This window comes from bacterium (assembly GCA_037147175.1).
Taxonomy (GTDB): Bacteria; Cyanobacteriota; Vampirovibrionia; order Gastranaerophilales; family UBA9971; genus UBA9971.
In genome coordinates this window covers 42,688-52,897 of sequence record JBAWVS010000014.1, presented here as the reverse complement: position 1 = coordinate 52,897, position 10,210 = coordinate 42,688, and the positions used below count along the sequence as shown (strand labels likewise).

Below are 10,210 nucleotides of genomic sequence, written 5' to 3'. Positions count from 1 at the left end.
TATAGATTGTTTTAATTTTTCTTCGCTTGATGCATCAACTATTCTTATTCCTTTAAATCCTTTTTGATACAAATCTGCTTCAGTTGCCATTTTTTCAGCTTCTTGAAGCATCACACCGGAATTAAAAGAATGAAATTTATCTATAGAAGATAATAATTTTCGGTTATAATTTATTAAAGCTGAATTTGCTCCGTTTTTAACAAAAAACCCCGCTCCTGCTCCAGCTGCTAAGCCTACGGTTTCTTTCAATAAAGAAATGCTTTTAGGATTATTTTCTTTATCTTCTATATTTATGAATAGAGAAGAATTATTTTGGATCGTTGACATTTTTATATCATTTCCCTTTATTTATTGATATAAAAACAAAAAATTAATAAAATTGCTAAAAATTTTATTAATTTTTAAATAATCTCTCTTCTGCCTTCAAGAGCTCGCGCAAGGGTAACTTCATCTGCATATTCCAAGTCTGCTCCCGCAGGAAGTCCGAAAGCAATTCTTGAAACTTTGATTCCCAGCGGTTTAATTAATCTGCTTAAGTAAAGACTTGTTGCTTCGCCTTCTACAGAAGGATTTAAAGCCAGAATAACTTCTTCGGGATTTTCTTTGCCGAGTCTTTCTAAAAGCTCTTTTATTCTCAGGTCATTTGGTGTTATGCCGTCAAGAGGAGAAATTAAGCCTTGTAAAACGTGGTATTTGCCTTTGTATTCTCTTGTTCTTTCAAGGGCGATAAGGTCTTTTGTTTCTGAAACAACACAGAATATATGTTTATCGCGTCTTTCATCGGTGCAGATTTCGCAAGGATTTTCGCTGGACATATTAAAACAGGTTTGGCAATATTTAATTTTTTCTTTTGCATAAAGTATTGCATCACAAAACTTCTGTACTTCGGCAGAAGGGGTTTTAAGAATATGAAAAGCCATTCTCTGTGCTGATTTTGGACCAATGCCGGGAAGCTTTTGAAATTCTTCTATAAGCCTGGCTAAAGGTTTTGTGTATTGCATTAAAATAATCCCGGAATATTCATTCCACCGGTAATAGAACCCATTTTTGCTTCGGTTATCTCGGCAACTTTTTTGTTTGCATCTTTAAGCGCGCCTGCAATAAGATCTTCAAGCATTTCAACTGTGTCTGCATCAACGCTTTCAGGATTATCGGGATTTATAGCTTCAGGTTTGATTTTTATTGACTGAAATTCGTTTTTTCCGTTAAAAACAACTGAAACAACGCCGCCGCCTGCCTCGCTTTTTATCTGAATAGTCCTTAATTCATCCTGAGTTTCTTCCATTTTTTTCTGCATCTGCTGTGCTTGTTTCATCATCTGCTGGATGTTAAAACCTTTCATCATAATTTTTTTCCTCCTCGAATTCTGACAGTAATTTTATTTTAACAGAAGAAGTTTTTATTAGATTATTTTTTTAAAAAAAATCATACACTTGTTAAAAACCTGTTTAAATTTTAAAATTACACTAAACTAAAAAAATGAATAATATATTTAAACAGGTACTTGCGTAAATAATGAGTTTTGCATCTTATCTGACAAATTGCCTTAAGGACGATAAATTGCTGAGGTGGCCCGACAAATGTATGCCTCTCAAGGTTTATGTTGCGCCTTTTCGTTGGTATAAAGAAAAAGGACAGGAATATTTCTATTATGCAATGATAAAAGAAGCTTTTGAAATTTGGAAAAAAGCTTCCAACGAGAAAATATCTTTTGAATTTGTTGATAATCTATATAATTCGCAAATAAACATAGAATGGAAACGTGTAGACAGGTCATCATTAGGGCATTGTTTGTTTAATTTTGATCCTGAAGGAAGGCTATTTTCAGCAGAAATTCAAATTGGTCTTTCGGATGGTCTTATTCATAAGCAGTATGAAGACAAAAACGAGGTCAGACATACTATTATTCACGAGATAGGTCATGCTTTAGGGCTTAATCACAGTCCTTATCCCGAAGACATAATGTATGTCCCCCATCAATACGGTGTAACTTCTGTTTCAAAAAGAGATATTATTACCTTAAAATGGCTTTATAATTTTCCTGTGGGTTCAGCTCAAAAAGATATTCTTCTTCGTTATAAGTTTTCTTCTGCTTATACGCTTGATCACTTAATACATTTTCTTGAGAATCCGAATCAAAAGAAAAATGAAAATTTTCTTCAACAAAAATTGCCTGCGCCTCAACAGGAAAAAGTATTGCATTACGAGCAAGATACGCTTGCGGAGTTTAATAAATACAATTTATCACTGCAAAATATAAATGTTTCTTCAAATATGCAGGAATATTTTAACAAAATAAGAATTCAAAAGGATTTAAACAAGGAATAATGACGTTTTAAATAAAGTAATGTATGATAAAAATATTACAAAAATAAAAATTTCGGGTAGCAAATGAGTAAAGATTTAGAGATAAAGAGGCTTTTTTCAGCTTTTTTAACGGCAGTTTTCCTTTTAAGTTTTAACATGCCCTGTTTTAGTGAAGATCAGGCAATAAATACCCCGACCGAAACAATGTTCCCGAGTTCAGGAAAGCCTATTAACGGAGGAGTTGATTATAATGAGCTTGACGAAAATAAGGATTTGTTTACAGGGCAGGTAGAAGCTGTTCAAAAAGGTGCAAAGCTTAAAATGACCGTATCTAGTGTTATAAACAGCAATTTTCACATAAAAGGCGATGAATTTTTTGCTGAAATAACAGATGATTTTTCTACACAGAGCGGGATAGTGATTCCTTCCGGTACGGTTGCACATGGGGTGGTTACAGAGCTTACGGACAAAAAAAGACTCGGCAGAGATGCTTATATGACACTAAAATTTGATTATTTAATAACTCCCGATAACAGGAAAATACCTATAGTTGCAAGTATGACAACAAAAAGAAACGCTGCTGCTTCTGCAGCAAAAGTAGTTCTTGAGGATACTGCTTACACTGTGGCAGGAGGAGTTATAGGAGGAATACTGGCGTTTAAAGTCCTTGGTCTTGGCGCAACAGTTGCAAGTCATGGATATACTGTTGCAGGCGGAGCAGGGATAGGCGCTCTTATCGGAATGACGGCTTCTCTTGTAAGAAAAGGGCATGATGTTTTAATACAACCGGGTGATGAAATCAAAGTAAACGTAAATGAAAGTGTTGCCCTTCCCGTTATGTCAGAAAAAGCCTTAAGGGATGAGGATCTGGCTCTTGACGGACTTAATGTAAAAATTATCGGATATAATGTCGAAGAAGATCCTTTTGGAGAGTTAAATACTATTACTTTAACTCTTGGTGTAAAAAATAACACTGATAAAACATTCAGTACTTTTGATATGGCACTTTTAAGCGATTATAAAACTGTATATTACGCTTCTCCTTTTGGTGATACAAGCATGTGGTTTACAAAAATAACTCCCAACAGCGAAATGAGAGGGAGATTGTCTTTTTCTGTAGATAATCCAAAGAAAAGGCACTGGCTTGTATTTTATGACAGCAGGACAAGAAAACCTCTAGCCAAATTCTCTCTTAAAAATGCCGAGAGAGAAATAAAAAAACTTTCAAATAAAAAATAAAAAATAAAAAATATTGTTGGCTTATATTACAAAGATGACAGGGGATTCAAAGTAAAAATTTACTGGAACCCTTTGAAAACCATGCAAAAAGCATGTTACAAAATATTACAATTTTTGTTTTGTGACGCAATTTTGTATAAGCAGAATATTTTATATATATATACGATATAGCTTCCTGAACTTACTTCCTAACCTTCCCTTCTAACAAGATTAGAAACCCTGAGTCAAAAACTCAGGTTTTTTTTTGTGGTTTTGACGTATCTTTAGAAATATTTTTTTGATCTTTTGCAACGTCTTTTTTAAGACCTTTATTTAAAATAAACGGCAAGCCAAAGCCAAGTAGTGCTGTAGTAAGAGCAAAATTGCCCCAATACATGGCAAGAGCTGCTCTTTTGTTTACTTTTGAAAGATGGGGCATTGCATTTAATTTTTCGAAACTATTAACATGCATTAAGAAATTCTTTAAGAAACCTGTTTTTTCAAACCCTTCTCTGTTCATTAATTTTGTTTTAAAAATTTCATCACTTATTCTGCCGACAATATTATTCAATATAAAATCACCGGCAAAAAGCATGGCTATTATAAAACTAAACCCTGTAGCTCTGAGTTTTAATTCGTGTTTGTCTCTACAAGCAAGCATATATGAAGGGAAATCACCAAACGCCATAATGCCGAAACAGGCGGCTTTACTAGCATAAACAGCATCTTTGTAATCAAATATATGTGCGTTGTTTTTCAGGAATTTTCCTATTGTTCCTAATTTGTCAATAGGCTTTAAAATGGCTTTGGAAGCTATTTTGGGGATTATTATTGCAGGCAAAATTGGAAATAAAAAAGAAAGTGCCATTTTGATTTTTTTAGTTTTTTCATGGTTCATTGCATTTTTATTGGTGTATTCTTTACCTGCCATTTTAAATTCACCGACATATCCGTTTCTTTTAGTTCTTTTTTCTGTTATATAATTGATTACCCATGGGTTTGATATAGCAAGCAAGCTTGATAGAGCAAATTCCAGAGAAAAAATATGCTGATGGGCTTTTATTAAATTTTCTCTTAGTTTTTCTTTGTCGGGAAAGTTTTTTAAAACATTATTAAAATGAATTGATGCATCTTTAAATTTTGGATTTTTTTCAAGTTCTTCTGCTGTTTTCTTGAAACCTTCAAGCATGTAATCCGCATTTTTTGTTAAATACTTTTTTGATACCCTTAATATAAGTGTTTCTCCGGCATTTTCTGCGATTTTTGAATTTTTTAAAACCTGTTTGTTTATTCTCGGCATAAATATAACAGGCGCGACAAAAGAAGCAAAAACAAACCATACTGCTCTCATCAAACGTTCGATTCTTTCATCTTTATTATTTGCCATTAAGGCAAAAGGCACTTCTACGCCCATTGATTCAATAAATCCCCGATTGAGAACGGCATTTTTCTGAATTTCTGATGTTGTATTATATAAATATGAGTTTTGCCTTATTGGAGTTAACATTAAAACATTTCCATCCGTAGGATTATTTAATCATGCATTTATATAAAACCAAAACACAAAAATAATTGCTGCTGTTTTTAAAAAAATTTTATAATTCTTCACAATTCGGGGGTCTTGACTAAAAATCAAATATACTAAAAAATAAGTCTATTATGATAATAGATTATGATAAACATTCTTTAATTTTTGATAACAAGAGGACCTTAATAAATAGTGCGGCTTTTCATTATTTCAGGTGTCCGGGGATTGATACATGGAGAGACAGGCTTAGTAAAATTAAAGCCTGCGGCTATAATACCGTAGACCTTTATTTTTGCTGGGGTTATCATTCACACAAGCAAGGTGTTTATGATTTTAACGGCATAAAAGATATCAGAGCGCTTCTGGATTTGACGGCAGAACTTGGTTTATTTGTTATTGCAAGACCCGGCCCGTTTATAAATGCCGAACTTTCTCTCGGAGGTCTTCCTGAATGGCTTCTAAACATTCCGGATGTTATCATCAGAAACAAAAAAGACGGGGATTTTATCTATTCAGAGGCGTATATGAAGCCTCTAAAGGAATGGTATTCAAGAATTATTCCGATAATAAACGAATATCATAATATAATCGCTTTTCAGATAGAAAATGAATACTTTACAAATGAAGCAGAACCTGATTATTTGCAGGAGCTTTATGATCTGGCGCGTTCTCTTGGTGTAAAAGCTCCAATATTCCATAATGATGCACTTTCGGTAGGTTTATATTCGGATATTGTGAATATTTATGCTTTTGATACATATCCGACAATTAATTTGGATTATGATTGGAAAAATTTCCCTGATGCCTTCGGTGTTTTGGATAATGCAGAAAGCAACCTGGCTGACTGTTGCGATAATTCACCGCTTTTTATAGCGGAACTTCAGGCAGGCTGGTTTGATAAATGGGGCGGTGCAGGGTATGAAAAAATATGGTCGCAATTTAAAAAAGAACATATAAATATTGTCACAAAAACAGCTCTTTCTCAGGGTATAACAATGTTTAACCATTATATGGGCTGCGGAGGCACTTCCTGGGATAAACTTGCAAGCTCTGAAGTCTATACTTCCTATGATTTTGCGGCGCCTATTTCTGAATCAGGCATCCCCAGAGAAAATTATTACAAGGCAAAAGAAATAAATTATTTTTTAAACTCTTTTAACTTTGCTTCAACAGACTTGATTTCTGATGGAGCAGATATTATGGAAGAAAATATTTTTGTCAGACTCAGGCAGGATAATTTAAATAATTGCAAATGGCTTTTTGTCAGGAATCTAAATAATGAGAGCAATCAGGCAAATCCCAAAAATTTAAAAGTTCTGGATAAATATAATCTGATTATTAAGCCTTTTGATATGAAAATCATGCCTGTTGAGCTGAATTTAAACGCATGTAAAATAGATTTTTCTTCTTTTGAGATTTTTGGCAGAATTAATAAAGATAATCACGAAATAATTTTCTTTATTATTGATGAAAATTCAGAGATTTTTGTTTCTGATTATGAAACTAATTCACAAAACTTAAATTTAAATATTAAATCTACTGATTTAAAAGATTTAGATTCTTTTAAATTTACTAAAAATAATAAAATAACGGAATTTATTTTTATAAATCCTGAAACTGCTGATAAAACATGGCTATTTGATAACAAAGTCCTTATAGGTGCTGATTTTTTAACGAATAATTTTGATAAAGCAGCTTTCAGCAAGGATACAGAAGTAAAAATTTTAAATATCGAGGCAGATTTAAAAGAAGAGAATTACTCTCCCGAAATGCAGTTTAAAGCGTATAACCAAGAAATAAACCTGAAAACAAAAACAGTAAAAGCTTTGCAGGAAGAAACTTTGCCTGAATTAACAGGCTGGAAAAGTTATAGCTGCGCTCCTGAAATTGATGTGAATTATGATTATTCAAATTGGGATTGTTTAAGCGAAATAGAGAAATTTGATTGCGTTTCCAATAAAATTTATGACGGTTATATTTGGTACAAAGGCAGTTTTAAAGAGGCTTTTGACCAGATTGAAATAAATGCAAAGCACTGTTATGCTATTTATTTAAACGGAAAACAAATATATGCGCATGATTCGCTTGCCTTTGAGCATGGCAATGAAATTTCGGAAACTATAACATTTAATGTTGATAAAAAGAATTTGAACAAGGCAGGAGTCAATGAATTAACGGTTCTCGTCCAGAACCTCGGATTTGACAAGGGTTTTCAAAATGAAGTCATTATGCCGAGAGGGATATTATCGTTTAAAACAACCTCTTGCTCGCAGCAAATGGAAGGTAAACCCCCTCAGCCTTTGAATGAAACGCAGTTTATGGAGAACAGGCAGGAGTCCCAAAAAGTAATTGAGTGGAAAATAAGAGGCGGCTTGACTCCGCTGATTGAAGAATGGGATTTTGCTCCTGAAAATGATCTTGAAAATGCTTCGGAAAATTTTTATTTAACGTGGCTGAGTGCAAATTTCAGGCTTGAGGAAAATAATAACAAATATAATCCTTTATTTTTAGATTTATCGGAAGCAGTTTTCAACAAAGCTGATATTTATTTGAATGGTAATTTGATAGGAAAATTCTGGAAATCAAAAGGACCTCAGAGCAGGTTTTATTTGCCGGAAGGGTTTTTGGAACCGGAGAATAAACTTTCAATGATAGTATGGAGGAAAGATAATAGTCAAAATAATGAAGACTATGAACAAGCACAATTATATGTTAAAATAAAGATAGGAAATATTAAAACTTTTAGTCTTGTATCTATAGAAGAACTTGTTTGATAGTTTTGAAAAACAAAAAAGAGAGGTTCAACTTGACTATTATCCCGAGCTTTTTACTCAAAAAAATTTACAAAAAGGGTAGTTTAAGGCACATAGAAGAAGGCATTGCCTTTGATTTGAAAAATATTTTAGCTCCGGGACTTATAACAGGGATTAATTTTGTCAAAATTAATGATGATATTTATAATTCTTCCGTTATTCAAATCATAAAATCAGGTGTAGAAACTATAGCCGAACAAATTTCTTCCGAAGATCCCTTGATTGTCAAGCTCAATGAAGAAATTACCTGTGTTATGAAAAGCGGATTGAAATTACAAGAAGGTATAAATAATATAATCGTAGAATTAACAAGCTATGGCGTTGGAAAAGTACAGGTAAACCTTTCTGATACGATCTGATATTATTCAACGTATTTTTAAAATTGTTTTTTTACGTTGTTAAAAAATGCCTGTTTTCTGGCTTTTGAGTCGTCTTCTGCTTGCTGCTCTTTTTCTTTAATCTCTTTAAGTATTTGTTGCGCATCTTTTTTGTAGGCATCGTCAGAGTTATCGAGTATTATAACATTGCCTTTTGATTTGCCTTCTTTTAGCAGATTTTTGACAGCATCGCTGGTTGTTGAAGAATCGTTTCCTTCTATTTTTGTAACTTCTTTAAATTTATCAATTTCTTTTTTGAGATCCTGTTTAAATTCTTTAGATACTGTTTCGGTTTTTAACAAATTATTTCTTAATATAATAATTTCAACTCTTCTGTTTTCTTTTCTTCCGGCTTCTGTATTGTTAGAAGCTGCCGGTCTGCTGTCCGCATAACCTAAAGCACTGAATCTGTCCTTTGAAATGCCAAAATTTTTCATCATATAACGAATTATAGAAGCTGACCTTGCAGATGATAATTCCCAGTTAGAAGGATAAACAGAGGAGTTTATCGGTAAATTATCCGTATGCCCTTCAACTCTTATTAAATGATTCGGGAATTTATTTTTAAGAATAATTCCTATTTTTCCAAGTTGTTTATAAAAATCTTTTTTTATTGTTGCTGTTGATGATTCAAAAACAATACCTCCAAGCAATTTTATTACAAGACCTTTTTCGGTTACTTCTGTCTTGATTCCATTGGTCTCATTTAAATTTTGACTGTCCAGGCTCTTCATTGCTTCTTCAAAATTGGATTCTTCCTGTTTTGCATAAGGTGCATCAAGCATTGGAGGAATCAAATTCTGGTTATCCTGCTGTCCTCCTGAATCCATGACTTTATTACTTTTATTAAGCATACCCGGATCGCCCTGAAGGATAGTAGGAGATGAAGAAAAAGCTTTAGCAAGGGAAATTTTTAAATCTTTGAATTTGGCAAGGTCAATCTGGGAAAGAGCGTAAAGCACAACAAACGTTGCAAACAGTAATGTAATAAAATCGGCATAAGATATAAGCCATCTTTCAAGGTTTACGTGTTCTTCAGCATGTTTTTTTCTTGCCATAATCTTTTTTCTTTCTGTTAGGCCATAGCTTCTTCAGCAGATTTTTTGCCATCATGTGAAGCAGCTGATTCAAGGATAAAAGCCTGAAGCTTTCTTTCAATCAATGCAGGACTTTCGCCGGCTTGAATTGAAAGTATTCCTTCAATCATCATTTGTTTAGCTAAAAAGATGTGATGATCTTTATTTTTAATTTTTGTATTCATTGGAATAAATACTAAATTTGCTCCGATTAAACCGTAAATAGTAGCAACGAAGGCAACAGCAATCCCTGCTCCGAGAGCAGAAGGGTCAGCAAGATTTTTCATTACGTTAATAAGTCCCATTACTGCACCGATAATTCCGAAGGTAGGGGAATAAGCACCTGCTGCTTCCCAAACTTTCATATCACTTGTTGAAGAAGTTTCCATTTGTGCAAGTTGCGTTTCCATCAAATCTCTGACAAGAGAAGGGTCAGCTCCGTCGCTTACTGCTTCAAGTCCGAGTTTTATAAGAGGATCACTTGCGTTTTTTGCTTCTTTTTCAAGGACAATAACGCCTTCTTTTCTGGCTTTTGTTGCATATCTTACGAGTTCTGCAATAATTTCTTTTTGATCAATATGTTGATTAAAAAATACCCTTTTTGTCGCTTTCATTGCAGAAATAAGTTGTTCCTGAGAAAAACTAAAAACAACTGCGCCAAAAGTTCCGCCAAAGACTATAAGCGCAGCAGTCACCTGAATGAGTGACGCAATATCTCCACCTTCCATCAAGAAAGACCCGATAACAAGCGCAATACCGGCTATAGGACCTATTAAAGATGTTAAATCCATATTTCACTCCGTATTTATTTTAAGTTTATTTCTATTAAACCGCATTTTTATTCAAGAAGAATCATACAATTAAATTATGTACATGCGAAGCAAAAGCTTA

At 33.4% G+C, this 10,210-nt stretch carries 10 protein-coding genes; 4 read left to right on the top strand and 6 right to left on the bottom strand.

The window, feature by feature from the left end; all coding sequences use genetic code 11:
- The 3 genes from WCG23_05075 to WCG23_05065 all read right to left on the bottom strand — a co-directional run.
- On the bottom strand, positions 1–327 hold a 327-nt coding region (locus WCG23_05075), incomplete at its 3' end, for a hypothetical protein (protein ID MEI8389242.1).
- A 74-nt stretch (positions 328–401) separates the two neighbouring features.
- On the bottom strand, positions 402–1,001 hold the full coding sequence (recR, locus tag WCG23_05070) for a recombination mediator RecR (GenBank protein ID MEI8389241.1): 600 nt from the start codon (positions 999–1,001) through the stop codon (positions 402–404).
- On the bottom strand, positions 1,001–1,342 hold the full coding sequence (locus WCG23_05065; protein ID MEI8389240.1) for a YbaB/EbfC family nucleoid-associated protein: 342 nt from the start codon (positions 1,340–1,342) through the stop codon (positions 1,001–1,003). Before WCG23_05065 ends, recR begins: the two co-directional genes overlap by 1 nt.
- Before the next feature lie 173 nt (positions 1,343–1,515).
- On the opposite strand from WCG23_05065, the gene WCG23_05060 reads away from it, so the two are divergent.
- Together WCG23_05060 and WCG23_05055 are read left to right on the top strand one after the other, a co-directional pair.
- Positions 1,516–2,328, top strand: coding sequence for a matrixin family metalloprotease (locus tag WCG23_05060; GenBank protein ID MEI8389239.1), 813 nt, complete (start codon positions 1,516–1,518; stop codon positions 2,326–2,328).
- Positions 2,329–2,391: 63 nt separating this feature from the next.
- Positions 2,392–3,546, top strand: coding sequence for a hypothetical protein (locus tag WCG23_05055; GenBank protein MEI8389238.1), 1,155 nt, complete (start codon positions 2,392–2,394; stop codon positions 3,544–3,546).
- 232 nt (positions 3,547–3,778) lie between these two features.
- Here the strand turns inward: WCG23_05055 and WCG23_05050 are convergent, their stop codons facing one another.
- Positions 3,779–5,032: a hypothetical protein gene (locus WCG23_05050; protein ID MEI8389237.1), complete on the bottom strand. Its 1,254-nt coding sequence runs from the start codon at positions 5,030–5,032 to the stop codon at positions 3,779–3,781.
- Between the two features lie 152 nt (positions 5,033–5,184).
- On the opposite strand from WCG23_05050, the gene WCG23_05045 reads away from it, so the two are divergent.
- Positions 5,185–7,827, top strand: coding sequence for a beta-galactosidase (locus tag WCG23_05045; GenBank protein ID MEI8389236.1), 2,643 nt, complete (start codon positions 5,185–5,187; stop codon positions 7,825–7,827).
- Between the two features lie 32 nt (positions 7,828–7,859).
- Positions 7,860–8,225: a hypothetical protein gene (locus WCG23_05040; GenBank protein ID MEI8389235.1), complete on the top strand. Its 366-nt coding sequence runs from the start codon at positions 7,860–7,862 to the stop codon at positions 8,223–8,225.
- Between the two features lie 17 nt (positions 8,226–8,242).
- On the opposite strand, the gene WCG23_05035 is transcribed toward WCG23_05040, so the two are convergent.
- Both WCG23_05035 and WCG23_05030 read right to left on the bottom strand, forming a co-directional pair.
- A complete protein-coding gene (locus WCG23_05035; protein ID MEI8389234.1) occupies positions 8,243–9,301 on the bottom strand; it encodes an OmpA family protein in 1,059 nt (352 codons plus the stop codon).
- A gap of 17 nt (positions 9,302–9,318) precedes the next feature.
- A complete protein-coding gene (locus WCG23_05030; GenBank protein MEI8389233.1) occupies positions 9,319–10,110 on the bottom strand; it encodes a flagellar motor protein in 792 nt (263 codons plus the stop codon).
- Positions 10,111–10,210: the final 100 nt, after the last annotated feature.